The 26731-nt window shown below is 72.9% G+C and carries 22 protein-coding genes; 12 read left to right on the top strand and 10 right to left on the bottom strand.

Features of this window, described 5'->3' with window-relative positions:
• Window positions 1-11: 11 nt before the first annotated feature.
• Window positions 12-1685 (bottom strand): ABC transporter substrate-binding protein, encoded by a 1674-nt coding sequence (locus BLT21_RS07350; RefSeq protein ID WP_091500798.1) that lies wholly within the window; start codon window positions 1683-1685, stop codon window positions 12-14.
• Between the two features lie 163 nt (window positions 1686-1848).
• Here BLT21_RS07350 and BLT21_RS07355 point away from each other — a divergent pair, with 163 nt between their 5' ends.
• The 3 genes from BLT21_RS07355 (at window position 1849) to BLT21_RS07365 (ending at window position 3848) form a co-directional block, all read left to right on the top strand.
• The gene (locus BLT21_RS07355) at window positions 1849-2712 is read left to right on the top strand and encodes a spermidine synthase (RefSeq protein ID WP_091500799.1); all 864 of its coding nucleotides are present in this window, start codon (window positions 1849-1851) and stop codon (window positions 2710-2712) included.
• Window positions 2713-2791: 79 nt separating this feature from the next.
• On the top strand, window positions 2792-3319 hold the full coding sequence (locus BLT21_RS07360) for a hypothetical protein (protein WP_091500800.1): 528 nt from the start codon (window positions 2792-2794) through the stop codon (window positions 3317-3319).
• A 40-nt stretch (window positions 3320-3359) separates the two neighbouring features.
• Window positions 3360-3848, top strand: coding sequence for a SprT-like domain-containing protein (locus BLT21_RS07365; RefSeq protein ID WP_091500801.1), 489 nt, complete (start codon window positions 3360-3362; stop codon window positions 3846-3848).
• Window positions 3849-3937: 89 nt separating this feature from the next.
• On the opposite strand, the gene BLT21_RS07370 is transcribed toward BLT21_RS07365, so the two are convergent.
• Window positions 3938-4585, bottom strand: a complete 648-nt coding sequence (locus BLT21_RS07370) for a 2-phosphosulfolactate phosphatase (RefSeq protein WP_091500802.1) — start codon at window positions 4583-4585, stop codon at window positions 3938-3940.
• Between the two features lie 32 nt (window positions 4586-4617).
• On the opposite strand from BLT21_RS07370, the gene BLT21_RS07375 reads away from it, so the two are divergent.
• The gene (locus tag BLT21_RS07375; RefSeq protein ID WP_091500803.1) at window positions 4618-5133 is read left to right on the top strand and encodes a hypothetical protein; all 516 of its coding nucleotides are present in this window, start codon (window positions 4618-4620) and stop codon (window positions 5131-5133) included.
• Window positions 5130-5657 carry a GNAT family N-acetyltransferase gene (locus BLT21_RS07380; protein WP_256335980.1) on the top strand — a complete coding sequence of 176 codons (528 nt, stop codon included), beginning with the start codon at window positions 5130-5132 and terminating at the stop codon, window positions 5655-5657. The genes BLT21_RS07375 and BLT21_RS07380 overlap by 4 nt, the downstream gene beginning before the upstream one ends.
• A gap of 36 nt (window positions 5658-5693) precedes the next feature.
• Here BLT21_RS07380 and BLT21_RS07385 read toward each other — a convergent pair whose 3' ends face one another.
• The 5 genes from BLT21_RS07385 to BLT21_RS07405 all read right to left on the bottom strand — a co-directional run bounded on the left by BLT21_RS07385 (window position 5694) and on the right by BLT21_RS07405 (window position 11142).
• Window positions 5694-7073, bottom strand: coding sequence for an ABC transporter permease (locus BLT21_RS07385; protein ID WP_091502133.1), 1380 nt, complete (start codon window positions 7071-7073; stop codon window positions 5694-5696).
• A gap of 98 nt (window positions 7074-7171) precedes the next feature.
• Entirely contained in the window at window positions 7172-7933 is a 762-nt protein-coding gene (locus tag BLT21_RS07390) for an ABC transporter ATP-binding protein (protein ID WP_091500805.1), read from the bottom strand.
• A 197-nt stretch (window positions 7934-8130) separates the two neighbouring features.
• Window positions 8131-8787 (bottom strand): response regulator, encoded by a 657-nt coding sequence (locus BLT21_RS07395; protein WP_091500806.1) that lies wholly within the window; start codon window positions 8785-8787, stop codon window positions 8131-8133.
• Window positions 8784-9995, bottom strand: coding sequence for a histidine kinase (locus BLT21_RS07400; protein ID WP_091502135.1), 1212 nt, complete (start codon window positions 9993-9995; stop codon window positions 8784-8786). The genes BLT21_RS07395 and BLT21_RS07400 overlap by 4 nt, the downstream gene beginning before the upstream one ends.
• 112 nt (window positions 9996-10107) lie before the next feature.
• Window positions 10108-11142 carry a diacylglycerol/lipid kinase family protein gene (locus BLT21_RS07405; protein WP_091500807.1) on the bottom strand — a complete coding sequence of 345 codons (1035 nt, stop codon included), beginning with the start codon at window positions 11140-11142 and terminating at the stop codon, window positions 10108-10110.
• A gap of 178 nt (window positions 11143-11320) precedes the next feature.
• Here BLT21_RS07405 and BLT21_RS07410 point away from each other — a divergent pair, with 178 nt between their 5' ends.
• Both BLT21_RS07410 and BLT21_RS07415 read left to right on the top strand, forming a co-directional pair.
• Entirely contained in the window at window positions 11321-12811 is a 1491-nt protein-coding gene (locus BLT21_RS07410; RefSeq protein ID WP_091500808.1) for a DUF6421 family protein, read from the top strand.
• Window positions 12812-12858: 47 nt separating this feature from the next.
• Entirely contained in the window at window positions 12859-13926 is a 1068-nt protein-coding gene (locus BLT21_RS07415; RefSeq protein WP_091500809.1) for a threonine aldolase family protein, read from the top strand.
• A gap of 123 nt (window positions 13927-14049) precedes the next feature.
• On the opposite strand, the gene BLT21_RS07420 is transcribed toward BLT21_RS07415, so the two are convergent.
• Window positions 14050-14505 carry a VOC family protein gene (locus BLT21_RS07420; RefSeq protein WP_091500810.1) on the bottom strand — a complete coding sequence of 152 codons (456 nt, stop codon included), beginning with the start codon at window positions 14503-14505 and terminating at the stop codon, window positions 14050-14052.
• A 100-nt stretch (window positions 14506-14605) separates the two neighbouring features.
• Here BLT21_RS07420 and BLT21_RS07425 point away from each other — a divergent pair, with 100 nt between their 5' ends.
• Complete coding sequence (locus tag BLT21_RS07425; protein ID WP_091500811.1) at window positions 14606-15607, top strand: helix-turn-helix transcriptional regulator; 1002 nt, start codon at window positions 14606-14608, stop codon at window positions 15605-15607.
• A gap of 117 nt (window positions 15608-15724) precedes the next feature.
• Here the strand turns inward: BLT21_RS07425 and BLT21_RS07430 are convergent, their stop codons facing one another.
• Window positions 15725-17644, bottom strand: a complete 1920-nt coding sequence (locus tag BLT21_RS07430) for a M3 family metallopeptidase (RefSeq protein WP_091500812.1) — start codon at window positions 17642-17644, stop codon at window positions 15725-15727.
• A 123-nt stretch (window positions 17645-17767) separates the two neighbouring features.
• Window positions 17768-18379 carry an NUDIX hydrolase family protein gene (locus BLT21_RS07435; RefSeq protein WP_091500813.1) on the bottom strand — a complete coding sequence of 204 codons (612 nt, stop codon included), beginning with the start codon at window positions 18377-18379 and terminating at the stop codon, window positions 17768-17770.
• Between the two features lie 77 nt (window positions 18380-18456).
• On the opposite strand from BLT21_RS07435, the gene BLT21_RS07440 reads away from it, so the two are divergent.
• The 4 genes from BLT21_RS07440 to BLT21_RS07455 all read left to right on the top strand — a co-directional run bounded on the left by BLT21_RS07440 (window position 18457) and on the right by BLT21_RS07455 (window position 26726).
• Window positions 18457-19113 (top strand): alpha/beta hydrolase, encoded by a 657-nt coding sequence (locus BLT21_RS07440; protein ID WP_091500814.1) that lies wholly within the window; start codon window positions 18457-18459, stop codon window positions 19111-19113.
• A gap of 213 nt (window positions 19114-19326) precedes the next feature.
• Entirely contained in the window at window positions 19327-20994 is a 1668-nt protein-coding gene (locus BLT21_RS07445) for an ATP-binding cassette domain-containing protein (RefSeq protein WP_091500815.1), read from the top strand.
• A 115-nt stretch (window positions 20995-21109) separates the two neighbouring features.
• Window positions 21110-25960, top strand: a complete 4851-nt coding sequence (locus BLT21_RS07450) for an Lhr family ATP-dependent helicase (RefSeq protein WP_091500816.1) — start codon at window positions 21110-21112, stop codon at window positions 25958-25960.
• On the top strand, window positions 25953-26726 hold the full coding sequence (locus BLT21_RS07455; protein ID WP_091500817.1) for a DNA-formamidopyrimidine glycosylase family protein: 774 nt from the start codon (window positions 25953-25955) through the stop codon (window positions 26724-26726). The genes BLT21_RS07450 and BLT21_RS07455 overlap by 8 nt, the downstream gene beginning before the upstream one ends.
• Window positions 26727-26731 lie beyond the last annotated feature (5 nt).

Consider the following 26731-nt stretch of genomic DNA (forward strand, 5'->3'; position numbering starts at 1 on the left):
GCGGGTCGTCGTCACTCGGTCAGGACGATGTCCGTGAACACCTCGTCGTTGACCGGGCTGGCCGGGTAGCTCTCGACGCGCGGGTCGAACGCGAGCGTCGGGGCCGGGTGGGCCAGCGGGACGCCGGGGATGAACTCCGCGACCTGCTCGTTGATCTGCTCGTAGAGCGCGGTCTGCTCCTCGAGGTTCGGCACGCCGCGCGCGGCGTTCAGCGCCGCGAACAGCTCGGGGTTGTCGAAGCCCCACTCGGCGGACTGCGCCCCGAAGAAGACGCCCACGAAGTTGTCGGTGTCGTTGTAGTCGCCCGTCCAGCCCAGCAGGTGGATGCCGTGGTCGGCGGTGCCGGTGATCTTGTCGAGGTAGTCGGGGCTCCAGGCATCCGTCTGGGCCGTCAGCTGCACACCGACCTCGGTCAGCTGCGTCGAGATGACGGTCGCGATCTGCTCGGGGTCCGGCATGTAGGGGCGCGAGACGTTGACCGGGTAGTTGAAGGTCAGCGTCAGCGGGTTGGCCTCGGTGTACCCGGCTTCGGCGAGCAGCGCCTTGGCCTGCTCGGGGTCGTAGTCGTAGGTGGTGACGTCGGGGTTGTAGCCGTTGACGGTGTCGGGCATGAACTGCGTCGCGACCTCGGTGCCCTCGGGGAGCACCTGCGAGATCAGCGCCTCCTTGTCGATCGCGTACGACAGCGCCTGACGTACGCGGATGTCCTGCAGCTCGGGCTGGGCCTGGTTGAAGGCGAGGTAGAGGATCGTGAACGGCGGACGCGAGACCATCGTGAAGCCGGCGTCCTCGAGGGCGGCCGTGTCGGCGGGCCCCACCAGGTCGTACCCGTCGATCGAGCCGGCCTCGAGAGCCTGACGGCGTGCCGTCGGGTCGTCGATGACGCGGAAGATGATCTTGTTCACCTGGCCGGCATCGCCCCAGTAGTCGTCGTAAGCCGAGAGCGTGAGCTCCTCGCCCGGCGACCACTCGTCGAACTTGTAGGGGCCGGTGCCCGTCGGGTGGCCGGCGCCGTACTCCGACAGCGACGGCGATTCCTCGGTGCCGCCGATCTCATCGGCGCCGTACTCCTCGAGCGCCGTGGGGCTCTGCATCGCGAAGGACGGCAGCGACAGGGCCGGGATGAAGCCGGCGAACGGCTGCTTCAGCTGCACGGTCGCCTCAAGGTCGGAGTCGGCGGTGCACGAGTCGAAGACGGCGGTGTCGGGGGACTCCACGTACCCGCGGAAGAGCTTGCCGTAGTAGTACGACAGCGCCTCGCTCGCGGCGAGACCGGTCCAGTTGTACCAGCGGTCGAAGTTGGCGCACACCGCTTCGGCGTTGAAGGGGGTGCCGTCGTGGAAGGTCACGCCCTCCTTCAGCTGGAAGGTGTGGGTCAGTCCGTCGTCGGAGGACTCCCAGCTCTCGGCGAGCAGAGGGGCGGGGTCGGCCGTGCCGGGCTCGGTGCCGACGAGGCCCTCGAAGATCTGGCGCGAGACGCGGAAGGTCTCGCCATCCTGCGCGAAGGCGGGGTCGAGGTTGGCCGGGTCGGCGGAGGCCGCGAAGACGAAGGTGCCGTCGACGTCGGTCGTGGCATCCGACTCGCCGCCACCTCCGCGCTGGCTGGTGCACGCCGAGAGCGCGAGGGCGCCGATGGCGACCGCCGCGAGTCCCGCGAGCGCGCGCTTGCGAGGAGTGGAGAGCATGGGGGTGTCCCTTTCTGAGGTCCGGAGCGGGCCCACCGCGGCGCGCTCCGAGGTAATTGGGTCCGAACCTATACGGGCCCGGGGGTCGAAGTCATTACATCGATGTCTCGATCGTGTTTCGACTGCGCGGAGCGGCCTGCCCGGGTGCCGCTAGCGTTGAGGGATGGCACGAGCGCGCGTCGAGGAGTCCGGTCCGCAGGCACGCCTGTCGGACGGCACGATCGCCCGCATCGTCGCCTCGTCGTTCACCTCGGGCTTCGAACTCGACGTCGACGGGACGCCGCAGTCGCACGTCGATCTCGACGACCCGACGCACCTGCACTTCGAGTACATCGCGCGCATGGCCGCCGTGATCGACCGGCTGCGGATGCCGGGACAGCCGCTCACCGCCGTGCATCTGGGAGCCGGGGCGCTCACGCTCCCGCGGTACATCGCGCACACCCGTCCGGGCTCGCGCCAGCAGGTGATCGAGCTCGAGCAGCCCCTCGTCGACCTCGTGCGGGAGGCCCTTCCGCTCCCCCGCGATGCGCAGGTGCGCGTGCGCATCGGCGACGCGCGCGCCGTGGCCGAGAAGCTGCCGCCGGGACTCACCGGCGCGGCCGATCTGGTGGTGTCCGACGTGTTCGCGGGAGCGCAGACCCCCGCGCACCTGACCACCGTGGAGTACTACCGCTCGCTCGCGCGACTGCTCGCCCCCGGCGGCGTGCTGCTGGTCAACGTCGCCGACGGCGCGGGCCTCGCGTTCGCCCGCCGCCAGGTCGCCACGGTGCGCGAGGTGCTTCCCGAGGTCCTGCTCCTCGCCGAGGTGCAGCTGCTGAAGGGCCGCCGGTTCGGCAACATCGTGATCGCCGCATCCGCCTCGCCGTTGCCTTCGGAGTGGCTGCCGCGGCTGATGGCAGCCGGGCCGTTCCCCGCGAAGGTCGCGCAGGGGACCGAGATCGACGAGTTCGCGCGCGGGGCGCGGGTCGCGACCGACGGCGATGCGACGCCGTCGCCCAAGCCCTCGGCATCCGTCTTCGAGCGCTGACCGGCGCGGCGGGCGGTCGCATCGCGCGCTTTCGGTGAGACTGGGATCCACCGTTCTCGAATCGCGGAGGGGGACGACGGTGGGCTACATCCTCGGGTACGACCCGGACACGCTGCGGGAGATCGTCGACCCGGACCAGTGCGCAGAGCGCCTCGCCGAGATCGGCGAGCAGCGCAGCCTGCCCGCGCTGCTCGAGCGTGTCTGGCTGCTGAAGGTCCTCGACCGCCTCGACGAGGCCCTCGTGGTGGCGGAGCAGGCGGTGCGCGTCGCGCGTATGGCCGGCACCCGCAAGGACCTGCTCCGTGCGCGCGTGCTGCACGCGACGATCCTGCAGAACCGCGGCGCCTACGCGGCCGCCATCCAGGAGCTCACCACGTGCGCGGAAGAGGCCGAGGGCCAGAACTGGCCGTTGCTCGCCGCCTTCGCGTACCAGCACCGCGGCAAGGTCTCGTACGACGCCGAGGAGTACGCCGACGCGCGCACCGACTTCAAGCGCGCCCTGTTCCTGCGGCAGGAGGGCGGCGCGCCCGAGGACCAGCTCGAGTCCACCCTGCTCGCCGTCGACGCCGCCGAGCGACGTCGTTCGCGCTCGAGCGTGGCGAGCTGAACACCGTCCGCTGTCGCACCTCGCACGTAGCGTCGACCGTATGAGCGATCTCGATCGGGTCCGGGTCTGGGCCGAGGCGCTGATCGGAGCGCACCTCGACGACTCGTGGTCGTTCCGCTTCGACAACGCCAAGCGCCGCGCGGGCCAGTGCGACTACACGCGCCGGTGCATCAGCGTCTCGCGCTATCTCGCCGCACGGTTCGACGACGACGAGAACCACCAGACCCTCCTGCACGAGGTCGCCCACGCCATGGCGGGGCCGGCCGCGGGCCACGGCCGCGACTGGCTGCGGACCGCGCGCGAGCTCGGATACGTCGGCGGCACGACCCATCGCGGCGAGACGGCCGTCGAGCTCGCGCCCTGGGTGGGACACTGCCCCGCCGGGCACGTCGCCTATCGGCACCGGCGCCCGACACGGGCGGCATCGTGCCGCGCGTGCGCTTCGTCATACGACGAGCGGTACCTCTTCCGGTGGGTGCGGCGCGAGATCTCGCCCGCCGACCGGCGCGCGGCCGCGACGCCCCGCTGAGGGGTTGCTCGAACTCCTCATCTCCGGTCGCCGAGTCGTCGGATCCGGTGGCTGAGGGCTCGTTCGGAGCGGTTCTTGAGGAGTTGGGGTCAGGCGCCGGTGAAGACGCCGTCGCGGAGCACGGGGGCGACCCCGTCGACATCGATCTGCGCGGCGGCGAGCGCATCGTCTCGGAGCCCGCGCTCGAGCAGCTCCTGACCCGATCCGCTCGCCGTCAGCAGGTGCCGGACGGCGCCGCCGAGCCCGCGGAACGACTCGCACGCCGCAGCGGCCTCGGGCGAGGTGTGGTCGATGCCGAGCCGCGACAGCGCGTCGACGACGGCACCGGCGCCCAGCAGATCCTCGACGGCGAAGCGCAGGTCGGACGCCTCGTCGGGGCCCGCGAGCTCTCCCGCGGCGATGACCGCGATACTCGTGCGCGCGCCGCGTCGCCGCTGCTCATCGAGCACCGCATCGGCGACCGCGGCGGCGTTGCGCAGGCAGCCGAGCAGCACGACCGAATCGGACGCCGCCGCCGCGATCGCCGCGCCGTTGCGCGACACCGCGTGCGCCGCCTCGTCGAGCGGCACCGCCTCGCCCGCCGCCACGCGCGCCGACACCGTCGACGAGAAGCGCAGCACGTCGACCACGACCACGACCTCGGCGGGCGCCGCTCGGCGCAGGCCCGCGAGACCCCAGTCGAGGCGCACCTGGTAGCGGGACTGGTCGAACGGCGTGGATGCTGCGGGCGACGGCATCCGATCAGCCTATGACGGGGCAGACTGGGCTCATGCGCATCCTCCAGAAGCTCGTGCTCGACTGCGACGCCGACGCCGCTTGGCGTGCCCTCCACTCGCCGCGGGCGCTCGCCGAGCTGTACGCGCCGCTGATGGGGCTCGAACCGCTGGCGGCCGAGGGGATGCCGACCGCGCTCGAGCCGGGCGCCGACGTCCCGGTTCAGCTGTCGGCGTTCGGGATGCCGGTCGGGCGGCAGCTCATCCACGTGTCGGACCGCGCCGTCGAGGAGCGTCGACCGGGGGCGGCGGATGCCGACACGGTGCGCATCCTGCGCGACAGCGGCATCCCGCTCACCGGCCCGCTGTCGGTGCTCGACGTCTGGGACCACCAGATGGCCGTCTCGCCGGCGCCCGGCGACCCGACCCGCACACTGTGGCGGGAGCGTCTGGTCATCGGCGGCCTCGCCGCCCCCGCGCTGTGGCCGATGTTGTGGGCGACATGGCAGTGGCGCTCGACGCGCCTGCGTCAGGTCGCGCCGACCTGGGCCTACGACCCCGAGCCCGCGTGACCCGACCGGCGGTGCGGCGGGCGGTGCCCGCGGACGCCGCCGCGATCGCGCACGTGCACGTGCAGGGTTGGCGCGAGGCCTACACCGGCCGGATGCCGCAGCGCATCCTCGACCGCCTCGACGTCGAGCGCCTCACGCGCGTACGGCGCGAGGTGCTCGTGCGCGAGCAGCTGATCGCCGGGGCGCCTGACGCCCGCTCGCACGACCCCGGTCGGACATGGGTGGCGGTGGCGGGTGGCGAGATCGTCGGCTTCGCCGTGAGCGGCATCTCGCGCGACGATCCCCGGGTCGCCGAACTCGAGCTGTACGCGATCTACGTGCTGGCCGCCCATCACGGCACCGGCGCGGGCCAGGCGCTCCTCGACGTCGCGATCGGCGACGGGCCGGCATCGCTCTGGGTGCTCGACGACAACCCGCGAGCCCGGGCGTTCTACGTCCGCAACGGGTTCCGCGCCGACGGTGCCGTCAAGGACGACTCGGTGTGGGGCGAGACCATCACCGAGGCCCGGCTCGTCCGCGGGTGACGGACGGGCCGGGCCGGCGGACGAGGCGCGGGGCACTCACTCCGCGAGGGCCTCGACCGGGGAGACCCGCGTGGCGAGCCGCGTCGGCACCACGGCCGCCACGAGGGTGAGGACCGCGGTGGCGACGACGATGCCCGCGATCGTGAGCCACGGGATCCCGGGCAGCACGAAGCTCGGCGCCAGCCACAGCGGTGGCACGCGCACCGAGCCGAGCAGCGACTGCGCCGCAGCCCAGCCGTAGGCGACGCCGAGCAGCAGCCCGAACATCACGGAGGTGATCGTGATGTGCGCGGCCTCGAAGAGCACCATGGACCGGATCTGACGCCCCGTCAGTCCGAGAGCCCGCAGCAGACCGAGCTCGCGTGTGCGCTGCACGACACCGATCGTCAGCAGGTTCACGAGCCCGACGGCGGCGATGACGGCCGAGACCCCGACGAGAGCCATCATGACCGCGCTGAAGGTGTCGAGCAGTCGCGCCATCTCGCTCGAGACCTCGCCACCGCCCGACGCGGACATCACGCCCTTCACCGACTCGGTGGCCACGGCGAACATGGTGACGAGCGTGACGCCCATCACGACGCCGATCGCCATGCGGCTCGACCGCTCGGGGTAGCGCAGCGCGTTCTCGGCCGCGAGCCGCGCCGGCGCGGAACGACCGAAGAGGCGGCCGGTGAGGCGCAGCAGAGGCGGCATCACGAGGGTGGCGCCGAGGCTGAGTCCGGTGAACGAGGCGAGACCGCCGAAGAAGGCGATCACGACGCCGAGCGGCGTGACGAAGCCGGTGAGGATGCCGAGGGCGAGCAGCACCGCCCCGAGCGCGAACAGCGAGACCGCGGTGACACGGCGGCGGACACGGCCGGCGGCCTCCTGCGCCGTCCGCGGTGCGGATCCGGCGAGGGCGGCGAGCGGCGTGACCTCGAGCACACGGCGCGATCCGGCCCACGCGGCGAACCAGGTCGTCAGCGCCACCACGACGGCGGGAGCGATCAGCACCGGCTGCACGACGCTGTAGTCGACGTCGAGGCCCCACGCGCGGGCCGCGACCGCCTGCAGCCCCAGAGCCGCCGCGGTGCCGCCCATCAGTCCGGCGACGGCTCCGATCGCGCCGACGACGAGACCCTGTCGGGCGATCTCGGCACGCTGCGATCGGGCCGAGGCGCCGATGAGGCGCAGGAGCGCTATCTGACGGGTGCGCCCGGCGACGATCGTCGCGAAGGTGTTGGCGGTCACGATCGCGGCGACGTACATCGCGACGGCGACCAGCAGCACGCTGAGGATCGCCACGACCGCGATGACGGTCTCGCCGCCCGCCAGGAACGGATCGGCCATGAGCCAGGCCCCGATGAGCCCCGTCGCCGCGACGAGCAGCACCCCGAAGCCGCCCGAGATCGCGGCGACGAGCACGGACGCGCCCATGCCGCGCTCGCGCAGCCAGGCGAGGCGTCCTGCTGCGGGACCGGGACGTTCCGGGCCCACCGTCGCACCGGGACGGGCCGTCGGAACGGTGGCGGCGGTCACGACGACACCTCGGCGGCGAGCATGTGGGCCGAGATCGCCTCGGCGCTCTGGCTGGGCTTGTCGGCGACGATGCGCCCGTCGCCGAGGAAGATCACGCGGTCGGCGTGCGATGCGGCGACGGGATCGTGGGTGACCATCGCGATGGACTGGCCGTGCTCGCGGCTCGCGGTCGCCAGCAGCGCGAGCACCTCGCGCCCCGAACGCGAGTCGAGGTTGCCCGTCGGCTCGTCGGCGAAGACGAGGTCGGGGGCGGTCGCGAGCGCGCGGGCGATCGCGACGCGCTGCTGCTGTCCGCCGGAGAGCTCGTGGGGGCGGTGCTTCAGACGCGCGCCGAGTCCCAACGATGCGACGAGGCCGTCGATGCGGGAGCGCTCGAGCGCCGAGGGCGCCCGCCCGTCGAGCTCGAACGGCAGGGTGATGTTGCCGATGACGTCGAGCGTGGGCACGAGGTTGAACGACTGGAACACGAACCCCACGCGGCGACGGCGCAGGATCGTGAGGTCGAGGTCGGAGAGCCCGGAGATCTCAGTATCGCCGATCCAGACGCGACCCGAGGTCGGGGCGTCGAGGCCCGCCATGATGTGCATGAGGGTCGACTTGCCCGAGCCGGAGGGGCCCATGATCGCGGTGAACTCGCCGCGACGGATGCCGACCGAGACGCCGTCGAGGGCGCGCACGCCCGATTCGCCGGAGCCGTAGGTCTTAGAGAGGTTCTGGACCCGGGCGGCGAGGCCGAGGTCGGTGGTCGAAATCTGCATGTCACCGACGCTACGGACGCCCCCGGGCTCCGGCATCCGCCCCCCGTCGCTCCCGCCTACATCTCCCGGATGACCCCCGACCCGCGAGACCTCAGTCGCGCCTCGAGAGCCCGGCGCCGACCCACCGTCTCGGGGCGCGACTGAGGTCTCGCGGTTCGGGTTCGGGTTCGGGTTCGGGTTCGGGCGGGGACGCGGGGTCAGGCGAGGCCGTGCTCGAAGGCGAAGACGACGAGCTGGACGCGGTCGCGCAGGGCGAGCTTCGCGAGGATGCGGCTGATGTGCGTCTTCACGGTGGCCTCGGAGAGGTACTCGCGCTGCGCGATCTCGGCGTTCGAGAGGCCGCGCGCGGCGAGCCCGAAGATCTCGCGCTCGCGGTCGGTGAGCCCGGTGAAAGCGGGCGGCACGGGCTTTTGCTCGGGCGCGGAGAACTTCTCGAACAGCTCCCGGGTCGCGGACGCCGCGATGACCGACGACCCCGCGTGCACCGTGCGGATCGCCGCGAGCAGGAACTCCGGATCGGCGTCCTTCAGCAGGAAGCCGCTCGCCCCCTGGCGGATGGCGCGGGCGGCCGCCTCATCGAGGTCGAACGTCGTGAGCATGACGATGCGGGGCGGGGCGCCGTCGAAGACCGGGTCGTCGAGCAGCTGCGCCGTCGCGGTGAGGCCGTCCATCACCGGCATCCGGATGTCCATGAGCACGACGTCGGGACGCGTCGATCGCACGACCCCGATCGCCTCGGCTCCGTCGGAGGCCTCGCCGACGACGTCCATGTCGGGCTGCGAGGCGATGACCATGCGGATGCCCGCGCGGAAGAGCGACTGGTCGTCGACCAGCACGACGCGCACCCCGCTCACGCGCCGCCGCCCAGCGGGGCGCCCACGGGCAGGGTCGCGGCGACCACGAAGTCCGAGCCGACGGGGCCGATCTCGATGCTGCCGCCGATGAGCTGCGCGCGCTCGCGCATACCGATCAGTCCGTGACCGCCCGAACGCATCGGCCCGGTCGTGTCGACCGTCGACGGCGAGAGCGGGTTGCGCACGCGCACCTCCACACGGTCGGCCAGCCACGACAGGGACACGTCCACGGTACCGCCGGCGCCGTGGCGCATCGCGTTGGTCAGCGCTTCCTGCAGGATGCGGTACACCGCGATCTGCACCGCGGCGGGCGGCTCGCCCGGCGGCGAGGGGTCGACGTCGACGCGAAGATCCAGACCCGCGGCGCGCACCTGCGCGTAGAGCACCTCGAGCTCGGCGACGGTGGGCTGCGGCCCCTCCCCCTCGCTGTGACGCAGCTGGGTGAGCAGCATCCGGACGTCGGAGAGTGCGGAGCGCGCCGTCGTCGAGATGGTCTGCAGCGACGTGGCCGCCGCCGCCGGATCCGCCGCCGCCGCGTAGCGGGCACCGTCGGCCTGCGCGATCACGACGGCCAGGGAGTGGGCCACGACGTCGTGCATGTCGCGCGCGATCCGGTTGCGCTCGAACTCGGCCGTCGCCCGCGCCTCGGCGCGGCGCTGCGCCTCGGCGTTGCCGCGGGCGCGCATGCCGACCCGCACGAGGGCGCCGACCGTCCAGGCCAGGAGCAGGCCGAAGACGGAGGCGACGAAGAGCATCGTCCCGGTGACCAGCAGGTAGGTCAGCTCGTCGCCGGCCGCCGTGATCGAGTACATCGCCGAGGGCACGAGCAGGTAGACCGTGATGGTCAGGGCGCCCGCGATCGACGACGCGAAACCGAGCCAGAACACCCGGTTCGAGCCGTAGGCGGCGCAGGTGTACAGCACCGCGAAGATCGCGATGTCGACGGGCAGCGGCGGCAGCTGGGCCAGCATCTGCAGGATCGCACCGACCCACGCGAGGGCGAGCGCGACGGGCGGCGAGAGACGGCGCAGCGCGACGGCGGCGCTGAAGGGCACGAGCAGGAGGACCGCGACGATGGCCGAGACGCGGTCGCTCGGGATGCCGGTGCCGAGCACGCCGACGAACGTGAACAGCAGCATGAGCGCGGCGAACGCCACGGACACCGAGACGTCGGTGGCGAGCTGGGGCCGGGTCAGCGAACGGAACACGCTACGACGGTACGCGAGCACCGGGGGCGCGACATCCGTCTGGCGATGTATCCCCTGGGGGGACGCCGGAGCGCCGGCCCGCACCGCACCGCACCGCACCGCGCGGCGCCGGTCAGACGGGCCGGTCGCCGTCCGCACCGGCGGCACCGTCGGGCTCGGCCGTGCGCGGCGCGTAGATCCGCAGCCCGTCGGGGACCGCGCGCACCCGCATCCGGTACCCGTCGGCCGGCGCCTCGCCGAGCTCGCCGTCGTGGGCGAAGACGGGCGTCGCGCGGCCGGGTCGCACCGTGAGCTCGATCTCCGCGACCACGAGGCGCTCGATGTCGGACGCCGGCGGCATCAGACGCAGCGCACGCAGGACGGCGAGCGTGCGACGGCCGAAGGCGAGCGAGGTGACGGCGCGCAGGCGGGTGCCCCGGGCGTGGTGCACCCGCACGTCGAGCACCGGCTCGTCGAGGCTCGCCCGGCGCATCATCGCGATGCGCCGGGGGTCGCCGCGGCCGATCGCAGCGAAGACCGACCACACCTCGGCACGCCGGCCGTCGCGGACGACGGTGACGCGATGGGCGCCGTGGATCTCGCGCCACGCGGCCACCGCCCCGCCCCACCACTTGCCGAGGCTCGTGCGCTTCTCGCGTTCGGCGAGCAGTTCGGGATACGCACCGAGCGACACGGCGTTCAGGACGGTGATCGGCTCGTCGTCGTCGACGGTGACCTCGGCGACCGCGACGACGCGGGTGCCGCCCGAGGCGAACGCGTCGAGCGAGACCGCGACGGACTCGAGCCCGGCGGCTCGGGCGAAGTGGTTGAACGTCCCGCCCGGGAGCACGAGCAGCGGCAGGTCGTGCTCCCGGGCGACGTGCGCGGCCCGCGAGACCGAGCCGTCGCCGCCGAGGACGGCGAGAGCTGAAGGAGGGTCGTCGCCCGACATCGCTGCGGACACGACGTCGCCGATCGTCGAGTCGCCGAGGTGCACGATACGCGCCTCCGGGAGCCGTCGCCGGATCTCGGTCATCGGGTCGGCACGCACCACCGAGGTACCGGCGCGGGAGTTGGCGATCAGCAGCACCCCGCGCCCGTCCGACGCCGGGGCGCCCCGGTCCGCGTCGGGGCCGGCGGTCGGGCTTACGGGGGAGTCGTCAGGCATGAGGCGACGCTAATCCCCCGGCCTACCGCCCGCCGACGGGTTGACACCCGCGCCCGCCCGCCGAACGCACCGCCGCACCTCACCGGACCATCGCCGGAACGCGGCCCGGCCGATTAGGCTGACGCCACCTGACCATCGCTCCCGCGCGGGAGCCGTACCTCGTAGATCGGAGGTTCCCATGTCCATCGCCCAGACGCACCCCACCCCCGGTGCCGCCAAGACGATCATCGGCGAGCCCGAGGTCGTCGAGGACGGCGGCGCGGTCGTCGTCGTCGCGAGCATCGCGCTCGCCGACGGCGTCGAGCACGACCCGGCCTGGTTCGCGTTGCGCGACGCCGCGACGGCCCTGCACGAGCTGCAGGCCGCCGACGGCTCCGTGCCCGACGCGGGCCATCACGAGGCGGCGCGCCGCCACGTCGCGGCGATCACCGCCGCCATCGGCCGGCTCGCCCCGAGGTTCCCGCACGACGCGGATTACCTCGCGGCGTCGATCCGGGACTTCGACCGGTGGGCGGCCTCCGATCATCCGGACGGCGAGGCTTCGACGGAGGGGGCGTTCGGCGTGCCCGATTTCCTCGATTCGCTCGTGGCCTTCCAGCCGCAGCTCCACCGCGTCGACGGCATCCGGCATCTCGTCGTCTTCCCGATGTACACGCAGAACGGATCGCGGAACCGCCACGTCGAGGCGCTGCTCGTCGAGACGATCTGGCCCGAGCCGATCGCGCGCCTCGAGACGATGTACCCGAACCGGCTCTTCGTCTCGCTGCGGCTGCTCGACTTCACGGCCGGGTACGACACCGATTCGGCGGTGCTGTTCCCCGAGACCGTCGCGATGCGCGAGATCCCTCCGTTCACGTGGGGTGCGATCTTCCAGGACCGCGAGGCCGCCCGGTACCGCCGCGTCGTGCGGGCCGCGTCGGAGATCACGAAGCTCGACCTGCCCGCCGAGGCGGCGGAGATGCTCGACGACCAGGCGCTCACCGAGCGGGCGTTCGTCATGTGGGACCTCATCCACGACAGGACCCACATGCGCGGCGACCTGCCGTTCGACCCGTTCATGATCAAGCAGCGGATGCCGTTCTTCCTGTACTCCCTCGAGGAACTGCGGTGCGACCTGACGGCGTTCCGCGAATGCGTCGCGCTCGACCGGCGGCTGAGTGCCGAGGCGGATCTCGACCCGGTCGACGCCGAGTTGCTGCGCCTTTCGCGGCTCGTGCAGTACGCAGTGATCTTCGACCGGATCTTCCGGTTCGCGATCACCGGCACGCGGGTGCGCAACTACGACGGGCTCGGCGGGCAGCTGCTGTTCGCCTGGCTGCATCGACGCGGTGTGCTGCACTGGACCGACACCGCCCTCGCGTTCGACTGGGGGGAGGTGCCGGATGCCGTCGTCGCCCTCGGCGACGCGATCGACCGCCTGTACTGGGAGTCGATCGACCGGCCCAAGACCGCGCACTGGCTCGCGGCCTACGACCTCGTCCGCTCGGTACTCGAACCGCATCCCGCGTCGGCGTGGGCCCGCGGCCTGCCCGACGAGGTGCTCGCGGGGCCACCGAAGGGCTACACCGACGCGGTGCTGGACGACGAGTTCCCGCTGTCGATGTTCTACGAGGCGCTCGAGAAGAAGATGCGCGACGTGATCGCCTCCACCCGCGGCATCCGCGGCTGACCCGCGCACGGACCCGAGGCCGCGCCCGAGGCTGAAAGGATGAGGTCATGACCTCCCTGCACGACACCTCGGTGCGCGGCTTCGCGTCCGACAACTACTCCGGCATCCACCCGGAGGTCCTGGCTGCGATCACCGCCGCCAACGACGGACACCAGACCGCCTACGGCTCGGACGTGTACACCGCGCGTCTGCAGGAACTCGTCGGCGAGCACTTCGGCGCGGGCGCCGAGGCCTTCCCGGTCTTCAACGGCACGGGCGCCAACGTCACGGCGCTGCAGTCGATGCTCCCCCGCTGGGGTGCGGTCATCGCCGCGTCGACCGCGCACATCAACGTCGACGAGGGCGGTGCGCCCGAGCGGGTCGGCGGCATCAAGATCCTGAACGTCCCCACCGACGACGGAAAGCTGACCCCCGAGCTCATCGACCGCGAGGCGTGGGGCTGGGGCGACGAGCACCGCGCGCAGCCGCTCGTCGTGTCCATCACGCAGTCGACCGAGCTCGGGACGGTGTACTCCCCCGACGAGCTGCGGACGATCGCCGACCACGTGCACGAACGCGGGATGCGGCTGCACATGGACGGTGCGCGCATCGCGAACGCCGCCGCGGCCCTGGGTCTGCCCCTGCGCGCCATCACGCGCGACGTCGGCGTCGACGTGCTGAGCTTCGGCGGCACGAAGAACGGCGCGATGCTCGGCGAGGCGATCGTCGTGCTCGACCCCGCGGCATCCGAGGGGCTCACCTACCTGCGCAAGCTCAACATGCAGCTGTCGTCGAAGATGCGCTTCGTCTCGGCACAGCTCGTCGCGCTGCTCGAGAACGACCTGTGGCGCCGGAACGCCGAGCATGCGAACGGGATGGCGCAGCGTCTTCGCTCGGCCGTCGAGGCAGGTATCTCCGACGGCTCGGTGCGGGGTGTGGCGTTCACGCAGCCGACGCAGGCCAACGGCGTGTTCGCGGTGCTGCCCGAGGGCGTCGCCGACCGGCTGCGCGAGTCGTTCCGTTTCTACGATTGGGATGAGGCCCGCCGCGAGGTGCGGTGGATGTGCTCGTTCGACACATCGACGTCCGACGTCGACGCCTTCGTCGCCGAGCTCGCGCGCCTGACGACCGCCTGACGCGCCCGCCCGCCCCGGCGCGGGCGCGGGCGCGGGCTCGGGCTCGAACCGCGAGACTTCAGGTGCGCCCCGAGAGCCGGGGTCGAACCCAGCGTCTCGGGGCGGAAGTGACGTCTCGCGGTGCTACGCGGCGGTCACGCTGAAGCTCCAGGTGACGCCGAACCGGTCGGTGAGCATGCCGAAGCCGGCGCTCCACGCGGATGCGGCGAGCGGCTCGACGATGACCGCGTCCGCCGCGAGCGCATCCCACGGGCCGCGGAGCTCGTCGATGCTCTCGGACCCGACCGAGACGAAGAACGCCTGGTCGGTGAGAGTGGCATTGTCCTGCCGACGCGTCGAGCCGCCCCCGGCGATGGATCCCTCGGTATTGCCCGGGATGTCGTACGCCATGACGCGGAAGCCGCCTGGTGCGACCACCAGACCGAAGACGACGGCATCGGCGCCCGGCAGGTCAGCGGGCATGCCGACCTCGGCGTACGTGGTGATGACGACGTGCCCGCCGAACGCGTCGCCGTAGAACTCGAGCGCCGCACGGGCATCGCCGCGGAAGTTGAGGTGGGGTGTGGTCTGGATGGTCATCGCTGCTCCTGAGGAAAGGGCCGGCCCGATCGGCTCGACGACCTCACCCTGACAGCCCTTGCGGTCAGGTTCTGTCCGCAAGGGTGGATACGGTGGGGCGATGACGACGACCTCGCGGCTGCTGACCCTGCTGTCGCTCCTGCAGGCCCGCCGCGACTGGCCGGGCGGAGTGCTGGCCTCCCGGCTGGGGGTGAGCGACCGCACGGTGCGACGCGACGTCGAGCGACTGCGCGAGATGGGATACCGCATCCAGGCGACGACGGGACTCGACGGCGGATACCGGCTGGAGCCCGGCAGCGAGCTGCCGCCGCTGCTGTTCGACGAGGAGCAGACCATCGCCGTGGCCCTCGCCCTGCGGACGGCGCCGACCCTCGGCGGGGGCATCGGCGAGGCCGCGGTGCGCGCCCTGACGACGATCCGGCAGGTCATGCCCGGACGCCTCCGGCACCGCCTCGACGCACTGGCCGTCACCGTCGTCGACCGCCCGGGGGATGCCGCCCCGGCGGACGTCTCGCTCGACGTGCTCTCGACCCTGGCGAACGCCATCCGCGACCGTGTGACCCTGCGGTTCGACTACGGCGAGGGGCGCGATGCGGGGGCTGCGGGCGCGGAGGGCGGTGCGGGCGCGGCCGAGACCGGATCACCTCGCCGCGTGGAGCCGCACCATCTCGTGACCTCGGCCGGCCGGTGGTACCTGGTCGCGTGGGACCTCGACCGCGCGGACTGGCGCCTGTACCGGGTCGATCGTGTCCGCCCGCGGATCCCGGCCGGCGCCCCCTTCGTGCGACGCACCGTGCCCGGCGGCGACGTCGACGCGTTCGTCTCCGCGCGCTTCCGCGGGTCGGATACGGCGGCGTGGCCCTGTCGCGGCTCCGTCGTCCTCGACCTCCCGGCATCCGCGGTCGCCCCCTTCGCGGGCGATGGCACCGTCACGGCGATCGACGACGGGCACTGCCGCCTCGAGGCGGGGTCGTGGTCGTGGACCGCGCTCGCGGCCTCGTTCGGTCGGTTCGACGCCGAGCTCGAGGTCGTCGGACCTCCCGAGCTCGCCGATGCGTTCACCCTCCTCGCCTCGCGCTACGCCCGCGCCGCCCGCGCCTGACGAACCGCGAGACGACACTCGCGCCCCGAGAGCCCGGCGCGCACCCCGCTTCTCGGGGCGCGAGTGAGGTCTCGCGGTTCGTGGGGCCGGGCCGGGCGGGCGGGGCGGGCGGGCGGGTCAGGCTCCCGCGAGCCAGGCGCGGTAGGCGTCGAACGAGTACGGGCGACCGAGGAAGTCGGCGACGAGGTCGGCGGCGTCGCGGCTGCCGCCCGGCTCGAGGATGCGCTCGCGGTAGCGGGTCGCGACGGCCGGGTCCATGAGGTCGTCGCCGAACGCCGAGAGCAGGTCGCGGGCGATGACGAGGCTCCACTGGTACGTGTAGTAGCAGGCTCCGTACCCCGTGAGGTGCCCGAAGCCCGCGTACGTGTGCCCGTTCGGCAACGGGTGCACCGGGGACGACGCGCGGTACCAGCCCTCGACCGCGGCCTGCAGATCGCTCGGGCGCTCGACGTGCAGACCGTACGAGACGTTGGCATGCCCGAGCTGACGGGTCACCTCGAGGGCGCGGCCGAAGGCGTCGGCCACCCGCATCCGCTCGACCAGGTCCGCCGGGATCGGCTCGCCGTCCGCGTTGCGCGCGAACGTGGCCAGCACGCCGGCATCCCAGGCCCACTCCTCGAGGAGCTGGCTCGGCGCTTCGACGAAGTCCCACTCGGTCTCGATGCCGCTGAAATCGGCCCACACGGCGTCGGCACCGCCGAGGATGCCGTGGACGAGGTGTCCGAACTCGTGGAAGAACGTCACGACCTGGTCGTGCTCGAGCAGCCCGCGCGAGAAGTTGCACAGCAGCACGCCCTCGGGAAGCGACCGCCCCGCGATGCCGGGCGCCAGACCGAAGCAGGCGGCGTGGTTGTACTTGCCCTCGCGCGGGTGGAGGTCGAGGTGGATCCGGCCGAGCCGCCGCTCGCCGCGCACGACGTCGTAGCTGCGGACGTCCGCGTGCCAGGCACCCGCCTCGACGGGCACGTACGTGACGTCGAGCAGGCGGGCCGTGACGTCGAGCACGCCCGCGAGCACGTTCTCGAACGCGAAGTAGGCGCGCACCGCCTGCGCGTCGACGGCGTAGTCCTCGCGCTTGAGCGCGCTGAGGAGGTACCAGAGGTCGGCGGCGGTCACCGCATCCGCGTCGGGCTCGTCGACCCGCAGCCGCGCGAGCAGCCGGTCGTACTCGGCCGCGGCGGCCTCCCGGGTGGCGACGTCGATGTCGTCGAGGAACGAGCGGATGGCGGCGCTCGAGCCGATCATGCGCGTCTCGGTCTCGTAGTCGGCCCAGTCGCCGTATCCGAGCAGCTCGGCGCGCTCGGCGCGCACGGCGAGCAGCTCGGCGAGGACGGGGTCGTTGTCGGGCCAGGCGAGGTCGTTGTAGACCGACAGCAGCGCCGTGCGCGTCGACCGGCGCACGGCGAACTCGCGCACCGGCATGAGGTCGGTGTACTCGGTCGTCAGGGTGACCAGGCCCTCGTCGTCGGCGGGGTGCGCATCGATGAAGTCCTGCGGCAGCCCCTCGAGCGCGTCGGCGGGGAGCTTCAGCTCGCGCCGGCCGTCGCGGATGTTGCGCGAGAAGGTGAGCGAGAGCTCGGTGTCGCGCTCGGCGAGCACGCGCAGCCGCTCACGGGTGGCCTCGTCGCGGTCGACGCCGCCCCGGCGGAAGTCGCGCTGGATGTGGGCGAGCAAGCGGCGGGCAACGGCATCCAGCCCGTCGGTCGCGAGTCCGTCGAAGACGGCGAACAGGGCGGGGTCGAGCGAGCGCTGCGAGAGCAGGGCGTCGATGGCCTGCACGCGGGCCTCGGCGGCGTCTCGGACGTCGGCGTCGGGGTGCGACTCGCTCAGCAGGGATGCCTCGGACGCCGCCTCGGCGACCGCGATCGAGGCCTCGTTCCAGAGCTGCAGGCGGGCGAGCGGCGACAGGTCGCGTCCGGCGATCAGCTGCGCGTCGATCTCACGCACGCGGGCGATGCGCGCGTCGGGACGCTCAGCCGCGAAGGCGAGCCATCCGGCGGCGTCGGCGGGGAAGGCGAGGGGCTGCGGATCGGTCATGCCCCGAGCCTACTTACGCCGCCCGCTCCTCGAACCGCGAGACGTCACTTCCGCCCCGAGACCGTGGGTTCCACGGCCGGTCTCGGGCCGCGACTGAGGTCTCGCGGTTCGGGAAGGGCGGGGTCAGCGCAGGGCGCCGACCGAGGCGAGAGCGAGCCGGATGAGGGTGCCGCGACCGCCCTCCATCTCGGCGGCGAGCGCGTCTGAGGCCGCTTCGGCCGGGTCGAGCCAGGTCACCTCGAGCGCATCCTGCCGCGGCTCGCACGTGCCCGTGACCGGCACGACGAAGGCGAGCGACACCGCGTGCTGACGGTCGTCGTGGAACGGCGTCATGCCGGGCAGCGGGAAGTACTCCGCGACCGTGAACGGTGCCGGCGAGGCGGGAAGCAGCGGGAAGGCCATGGGGCCGAGGTCGTTCTCGACGTGGCGGAAGAGCGCGTCGCGGATGGTCTCGCCGTACCGCACCCGGCCCGACACGATCGTGCGCGTCATCTCCCCCACGGGCGTCGCGCGCAGCAGGATGCCGACCTGCGTGACCGCGCCGAGACCGTCGGTGCGCACCGGCACCGCCTCGACGTACAGCATCGGCAGGCGGCGGCGCGCCTCGGTGAGCTCGATGTCGCTGAGCCAGGCGGGGTTGGTCGCGCCGCCTCCGGGAGCCCCGCGCAGCGGGTCGGCCGGTAGCGACGACTCGCCGCGCTCGTCGGGATCGGGATCGGGGGTGCGCACGGCCATGCCTCATGTATACCAATGCCACCCGGCGGTATCCGGTGACACCCGACGGTGTCGGAGGCGGCTGGCAGGATGGTGTCATGTCGAACCCGGCACTCGATCCCGCCGCCGTGCGCTGGTCGGCGGCGCCCGCCGAACGGGCCGGTCGGCCGCTGCTGGTGCTCCTGCACGGATACGGCTCCGACGAGAACGACCTCTTCGGGCTGACACCTCACCTGCCGGCCGAGTACGTCTTCGCCGCGGTGCGCGCGCCCCTCGCTCCGCCGTTCCCCACACCGGGCTGGTCGTGGTACCCGATCGAGGGGCTGAACGGCCGCGATCCGCAGGCCGCGACGGCGGCGGCGGCGGCGAGAGCCGTGGTCTCATGGATCGACGCCGAGCGTGGCGACGCGGCCTTCGTCGGGCTCCTGGGCTTCTCGCAGGGAGGGGTCATGGCGCTCGAGGCCCTGCGCCTGCGGCCGCACGACCTCGCGTTCGCCGTCAACCTCTCGGGCTACGCGAATCCGGGGGCGCTCGAGACCGACGACGCCCTCACCGAGCTCCGCCCCGCGGTGTTCTGGGGGCGCGGCGGACGTGACGCGGTCATCCCGGCCGCGCTCGTCGCTCACACCGCACAGTGGCTGCCGAGCCGGGTCGAGCTGAGCGGGCGCGTCTATCCCGACCTCGGCCACGCGGTCTCGGCCGAGGAGCTCTCGGATGTGGCGACGTTCCTCCACAAGCAGCTCCCCGCGGCGTAGACTTCCCGGGCCCCTGCCCCGAGTGTGAGGAACGACCGGTGATCGGTTTCGACGCGACCGCGCTGTAATCACGCGCTGATCCGTCGACCCCTCGGGCGTCCGACCTGGCCAGCGCATCTCTATCTCCGCGCTGGCCGCCGGACCGTTCCGCCCCGGTCGGGGTGTCTTCGGTGTCGGTCGCGCCCGCGCCCGACGACATCCGAGGAGGCAGACATGCCCCATCCCACTCCCGCGGTCGTCCTCGACCGCGTCACCCTCATCCACCCCGACGGAACCCTCGCCGTGCGCGACGTATCGGGAACGTTCGGAGCCGGGCGAACCGGCCTCGTCGGCCGCAACGGCTCGGGCAAGACCACGCTGCTGCGGCTGATCGCGGGCGAGCTCGCGCCGACATCCGGCTCGGTCGCCACGTCCGGACGGGTCGAGATGCTGCCGCAGCGCCTCACCCTCGACGTCGAGCGGCGGGTCGCCGACCTGCTCGGGGTCGCCGCCACCGTCGACGCCGTGCGCGCCGTCGAGTCGGGCGACGTCGACCCGCGTCACTTCGACGCGATCGGCGACGACTGGGATGCCGAGGCGCGAGCCGCGGCCGCGCTGGCGGAGGCCGGCCTGCCGGCGGGCACGCTCGACCGGCGGGTCGGCGACCTCTCCGGCGGCGAAGCCGTGCTCGCGGCCCTCGTCGGCGTGCGACTGCGCGGCGCGGAGATCGCGCTTCTCGACGAGCCCACGAACAACCTCGATCGCGATGCGCGCGAGCGGGTCGGCGAGCTCGTGCGGGCATGGCGCGGCACGCTCGTCATCGTCAGCCACGACACGGCCCTGCTGGAGCTGATGGACGACACCGCGGAGCTGTACGGCACCGAGCTCGACGTGTTCGGCGGGCCTTACTCGCAGTGGCGCGCATGGCGCGACGCCGAGCAGGCGGCTGCGCGGGCGGCCGAGACCACGGCGGCCGCGGCGCTGCGGCGCGAGCGGCGCGACCGGGCCGCAACCGAGACGAAGCTCGCGCGCCGCGCGGCGATGGGGGCCAAGGCGCAGCGCGAGAAGCGCGTGCCCGGCATCATCTCGGGCAATCGCGCCTCGGCCGCGCAGGTCTCGGCGGGTCGTACCCGCGGCGAGGCCTCCCACCGCGAGGCGGCGGCCCGGGCCGCGCTCGACGCGGCGGGCCGACGGGTGCGGGACGACGACGCCGTGAGGATCGACCTCCCCGACCCCGGGGTCGCGGCCGGCCGACGGCTCGCGACGATCGGCGACAGCGAGCGCTCGTGGGTGCTGCAGGGCCCCGAGCGCACGGCGCTCATCGGGCCCAACGGCGCGGGAAAGACGACGCTGCTCGAGGCGTTGGTGCGGTCGGCGCGCGACAACTCCTCAGAATCCGACACCGCGGCGGCCCCTCGCCCTGTCTGCCCGCTCGACGAGCAGGATGTGAGGAGTTACGGCGCCGCCACGGCGCACACCGACCGCGTCGGCTACCTCTCGCAGCGCATCGACGGGCTGCGGGACGACGCCACGGTGCTCGAGAGCGTGCGCGAGGCGGACCCCGCGGCGACGGACGCCGAGCTGCGGACCCGTCTCGCCCGGTTCCTGCTGCGCGGCGACACCGTGCTGCGGCCCGTCGCGGCACTGTCGGGCGGGGAGCGGTTCCGGCTCGCTCTCGCGCGCGAGCTGCTCGCGGATCCCCCGCCGCAGCTGCTCGTGCTCGACGAGCCGACGAACAACCTCGACCTCGACACGGTGGATCAGCGGGTGCAGGCACTGTCGGCGTACCGCGGGGCGGTGCTCGTGGTCAGTCACGACGGCGGCTTCCTCTCGCGTCTCGCGCCCGACCTGACGCTCGAGCTCCGCGACGGCGTGCTGAGCGAGGTGCCGGCCGACCGGTGACGGGGAGGTCGGGGGGCGGGCCGGGGGCGGCCGCAGCCGGGCGGCGGGGTTGGCACGACGGACGCCGCCCGCGCAAGGCCGCGCCGATGTCGGAGGTCCGCGCGAAGATGAGGGCATGGCCGATGTGCTCGCCCGATTCTCCGCGCCCACCGCGGACTGGTTCCGCGGCGCGTTCTCGAAGCCGACCGCGGCGCAGGCCGGCGCGTGGGACGCGATCTCCGCCGGAAAGCACGCGCTCGTCGTGGCCCCGACCGGGTCGGGCAAGACGCTCTCGGCCTTCCTGTGGGCGATTGACCGCATCTTCCGCGACAAGGTGGCCGCCGGCCCCGTCGACGCCGCACCGGCCAAGCGACGGAAGTCGGATGCCGCACCCGCCGACACCCGGGTGCTCTACGTCTCGCCGCTCAAGGCGCTCGGCGTCGACGTCGAGCGCAACCTGCGCTCACCGCTCGTGGGCATCGGCCAATCGGCCCGTCGTCTCGGCCAGCCGGTGCCCGATGTGACGGTCGGGGTGCGGTCGGGCGACACGTCGTCGGCTGACCGCCGCGCGCTCGTGGCCCGCCCGCCCGACATCCTCATCACGACACCCGAGTCGCTCTACCTGATGCTCACGTCGCAGGCGTCCGAGACGCTGCGGGGTGTGCACACCGTCATCGTCGACGAAGTGCACGCCGTCGCCGCCACGAAGCGCGGAGCGCACCTGGCCGTCAGCCTCGAGCGCCTCGATGCGCTGCTCGAGAAGCCCGCCCAGCGCATCGGCCTGTCGGCGACGGTGCGCCCGATCGACGAGGTCGCCCGCTTCCTCGGCGGTGCGGCGCCCGTCGAGATCGTCGCGCCGAAGGCCTCGAAGGCCTTCGACCTTAACGTCGTCGTGCCCATCCCCGACATGCTCCACCCGCCGGCTCCCCCGGGCTCCGACGATCCGGCCACCGGCGCAGCCGTCCGGAACGAGGGCGATGATGATGGGGAGGACGACGACGACGACGGCGCCTGGTACCGGGCACCGCAGGCGACGGAGGTCACCGGGTCGGTCTGGCCCCACGTCGAGGAGGCGATCGTCGACCGCATCCTGCAGCACCGTTCGACGATCGTGTTCTCGAACTCGCGTCGGCTGGCCGAGCGGCTGACCGGACGCCTCAACGAGATCTACACCGAGCGCCTCGGCGGCGAGCTCCCCGAGCCGGCGGTCCCCGCGGGCATGATGGCGCAGGCCGGGGCGACGGCCGGAGCCGAGCCGGTGCTCGCCAAGGCGCACCACGGCTCGGTGTCGAAGGAGCAGCGCGCCCAGGTCGAGGACGAGCTGAAGTCGGGCGTGCTCCGCTGCGTCGTCGCGACGTCGAGCCTCGAGCTCGGTATCGACATGGGTGCCGTCGACCTCGTGATCCAGGTCGAGGCGCCGCCGTCCGCGGCGTCCGGTCTGCAGCGCGTCGGGCGCGCCGGCCACCAGGTCGGCGAGGTGAGCCGCGCGGCCCTCTTCCCGAAGCACCGCGGCGACGTGCTGCACACCGCCGTGGTGACCGAACGGATGCTGGCGGGCAAGATCGAGGCGATCGCGGTGCCGCAGAACCCGCTCGACATCCTCGCGCAGCAGACCATCGCCGCCTGCGCGACGGGAACGATCGAGGTCGAGAGATGGTTCGAGACCATCCGCCGCAGCGCCCCGTTCCGCACGCTCCCCCGGTCGGCCTACGAGGCGACGCTCGACCTGCTCGCGGGGCGCTTCCCCTCCGACGAGTTCGCCGAGCTGCGCCCGCGGCTCGTGTGGGATCGCGACCAGGGCACGCTCACGGGTCGTCCCGGCGCTCAACGCATCGCCGTCACCAGCGGTGGCACGATCCCCGACCGCGGCCTCTTCGGGGTCTTCGTCGCCGGCGAGAGCCGGAACGCGCGCGTGGGCGAGCTCGACGAGGAGATGGTCTACGAGTCGCGCGTCAACGACGTTTTCACCCTCGGCACGACGAGCTGGCGCATCGTGGAGATCACACACGACCGCGTCAACGTGGTCCCCGCGTTCGGGCAGCCGGGCAAGCTGCCGTTCTGGCACGGCGACGGCCTCGGGCGCCCGGCCGAGCTCGGCGAGGCGCTGGGCAAGTTCAGCCGCGAGGTGTCGGCGGCAGGGCCGGAGAAGGCCGCCGACCGCCTGCGCGAGTCGGGCCTCGACGACTACGCGATCGAGAACCTCCTCGCGCACCTTGCGGAGCAGCGGGAGGCGACCGGCAGCCTGCCGACCGATCGCACGCTGACCGTCGAGCGCTCGCGCGACGAAGTGGGCGACTGGCGCGTCATCCTCCACTCCCCGTACGGCATGCACGTACACGCACCCTGGGCGCTGGCGGTCAATGCCCGTATCCGCGAGCGTCTGGGCGTCGAGGGTGCCGCGGTCGCGAGCGACGACGGGATCATCGCGCGGGTGCCCGACGCCGCCGCCGAACCGCCCGGCGCCGACCTCTTCGTCTTCGATGCCGACGAGCTCGAGCAGATCGTGACCGACGAGGTGGGCGGCTCGGCGCTCTTCGCCTCGCGCTTCCGCGAGTGCGCGGCCCGGGCACTGCTGCTGCCGCGACTCAACCCGAACAAGCGCGCCCCGTTGTGGCAGCAGCGGCAGCGGTCGGCACAGCTGCTCGAGGTGGCGCGACGGCATCCGTCGTTCCCGATCATCCTCGAGACCCTCCGCGAAGTGCTGCAGGACGTCTACGACCTGCCGGCCCTGCTGCGCATCACCCGCAGCATCGCCGACCGCCGCATCCGTCTCGTCGAGACGACCACCTCGCAGCCGTCGCCTTATGCGCGCGACCTGCTCTTCGGCTACGTCGGCGCGTTCATGTACGAGGGCGACTCGCCGCTCGCCGAGCGCCGTGCGGCCGCACTCTCGGTGGATCCCGCCCTGCTGTCGGAGCTGCTCGGCAAGGTCGAGATGCGCGAGCTGCTCGACCCCGACGTCATCGCGCAGTTCGAGCGCGAGGTGCAGCGCCTCGATCCCGATCGTCGCGCGCGTGGCGTCGAGGGCGTCGCCGACCTGCTGCGGATCCTGGGTCCGCTCGACCCTGCCGAGGTCGCAGCCCGCCTCGAGGAGTCCGCCGGCGCAGGGGTGCGGGAGGAGACCGCCACAGCGGAGGAGATCGGCTCAGCGGAGAAGATCAGCACGCCGGAGGGTCCGGACGCCGCGCCCGCTCCTCCCGACGCCGGACCTCCGCCCGCGCACCGGATCACCGAGGCTGCCGAGCTGCTGCAGCAGCTGGTGACCGCCCGCCGGGCGATCCCCGTCACGATCGCGGGCGCATCACGCACCGCGGCGATCGAGGATGCCGGCCGTCTCCGCGACGCTCTCGGCGCAGCGCTTCCCGTCGGCATCCCGACCGCGTTCCTCGAGCCCGTCGTCGATCCGCTCGCCGACCTCGTGGCGCGGCACGCGCGCACCCACGGCCCCTTCCGCACCGCCGACGTCGCGACGCGGCTCGGCATCGGCACGGCTGTCGCACGCCAGACCCTGCAGCGGCTCGAGTCGCAGGGTCGCATCGCGAGCGGCTACTTCCTGCCCGAGGCCTCCGGTGCCGCGGCGGACGATCTCGAGTGGTGCGACTCCGAGGTGCTGCGCCGACTGCGGATGCGGTCGCTCGCCGCGATCCGCGGCAGCGTCGAGCCGGTGTCGCCCGAGGCCTTCGCCCGCTTCCTGCCGGTGTGGCAGCACGTCACGCGTCCTCTCGAGGGCGTCGACGGCGTCGCAGCCGTCATCGAGCAGCTCGCGGGCGTGCCGATCCCCGCGAGCGCGTGGGAGTCGCTCGTCCTGCCCTCGCGCGTGCGCGACTACGCGCCCGGGATGCTCGACGAGCTGACCGCGACCGGCGAGGTCGTGTGGTCGGGTCACGGCACGCTGCCGGGCCGGGACGGCTGGATCGCGCTGCACCCCGCCGACATAGCGCCGCTCACGCTCGCGTTGGCCGACGCCGACTCCGAGGCCGATGAGTCGGCGACCTCGGGCGACCTCGAGACGCGCATCCTCGAGGCCCTCGCGGTCGGCGGAGGCTGGTTCGCGGGCCAGCTCGTCGCCGCAGTGGGAGCGCCGAACGAGCAGAGCGTGCTCGACGCGCTCTGGCGACTCGCGTGGGCAGGCCGCCTGACCAACGACACCTTCACCCCCGTCCGCTCGCTGCTGTCCGGGGGCTCGCAGGCGCACCGCAGTGCCCGCCGCACACCGCGATCCCGCCTGTACCGCGGCACGCCGCTGGCACGACCCACGACGCCGTCGGCGCCGCGCCCCTCGACTCTCGGCGGCCGGTGGTCGCTGCTTCCCGCCGTCGAGCCCGACCCGTCGCTGCGCGTCACGGCCTCTGCGGGGCTCCTCCTCGACCGGTACGGCGTCGTGACTCGGGGCAGTGTGCAGTCCGAGGGCGTGCCCGGGGGGTTCGCCCAGGTCTACCGCGTGCTCGCGGGCTTCGAGGAAGCGGGACACTGCCGCCGCGGCTACGTCATCGAGACGCTCGGCGCAGCGCAGTTCGCCGCATCCGTGACCGTCGACAGGCTGCGCGAGTTCGCCGCGCTGGCCGATCCCCCGCCTCGGCGCGCGGTGACGCTCGCAGCGACCGACCCGGCGAACCCGTATGGCGCAGCCCTCGGCTGGCCCGCGCTCGAGGGCGTCTCGCATCGCCCGGGGCGCAAGGCGGGCGGCGTCGTCGTGCTCGTCGATGGAGCGCTCGTGCTCTATCTCGAGCGCGGCGGACGCTCGGCTCTCGCCTTCACCGACGACGAAGAGGTACTCACCGCCGCCGCGGCCGACCTCGTGCGCACGGCACAGGCCCGCCGCCTCGACACCCTCACCGTCGAGCAGGTGAACGGCGAGTTCGTCTACAGCACCGCGACCGGGCGGGCCCTGCGCGCCGGCGGGTTCGTCGAGTCGTCGCGGGGGCTCACGCTGCGCCGCCCGACGGCAGGAGCCCGCGCGATGTCGGGGAGCACCGAGCGTGCCTGAGGGCGACACCGTCTTCCGAGCCGCACGCAAGCTCGGCGAGGCGCTCGTGGGCGAGGAGGTCACGCGCTTCGACATCCGCGTTCCCGGCAGCGCCACCGCCGATCTGCGGGGCGAGGTCGTCTCATCGTCGATCGCGCGGGGTAAGCACCTGCTGCTGCGCATGGGCGCGTTCAGCCTGCACTCGCATCTCAAGATGGAGGGGCGCTGGCACGTCTATCGTCACGGTGAGCGCTGGCGCGCACCCGCCTTCCAAGCCCGGGCGATCGTCGGAACCCACGATCGGGACGCCGTCGGCTTCGAGCTCGCCATGGTCGAGGTGCTGCCGACCGCCGACGAGGACCGTCTCGTCGGCCATCTCGGTCCCGACCTGCTCGGGCCGGACTGGGATCTGGCCGAGGCGGCACGGCGCGTGGGCGCCGACCAGCGAGCCGCGCACGTCGCGCTGCTCGATCAGCGCAACGTCGCGGGGTTCGGCAACGTCTACGCGAACGAGCTGCTCTTCGTCCGCGGCATCCTCCCCACGACGCCCGCGACCGAGATCGACGTCGTCGGGGTGCTCGAGACCGGTCACCGGATGATCCACGCCAATCGTGACCGATCGGCGCGCACCTTCACGGGCAACGACCGCCCCGGCCAGCGGATGTGGGTCTATCGGCGCGAGGGCAAACCCTGCCGCCGCTGCGGCACGCTCATCCAGACCGACGAGATCGGCGCGCTGCCGACGAGCGAGCGGAACATCTTCTGGTGTCCGCGCTGTCAGAGCTGACCCGC

The sequence above is a fragment of the Microbacterium sp. cf332 genome (assembly GCF_900102175.1).
Classification (GTDB): domain Bacteria; phylum Actinomycetota; class Actinomycetes; order Actinomycetales; family Microbacteriaceae; genus Microbacterium.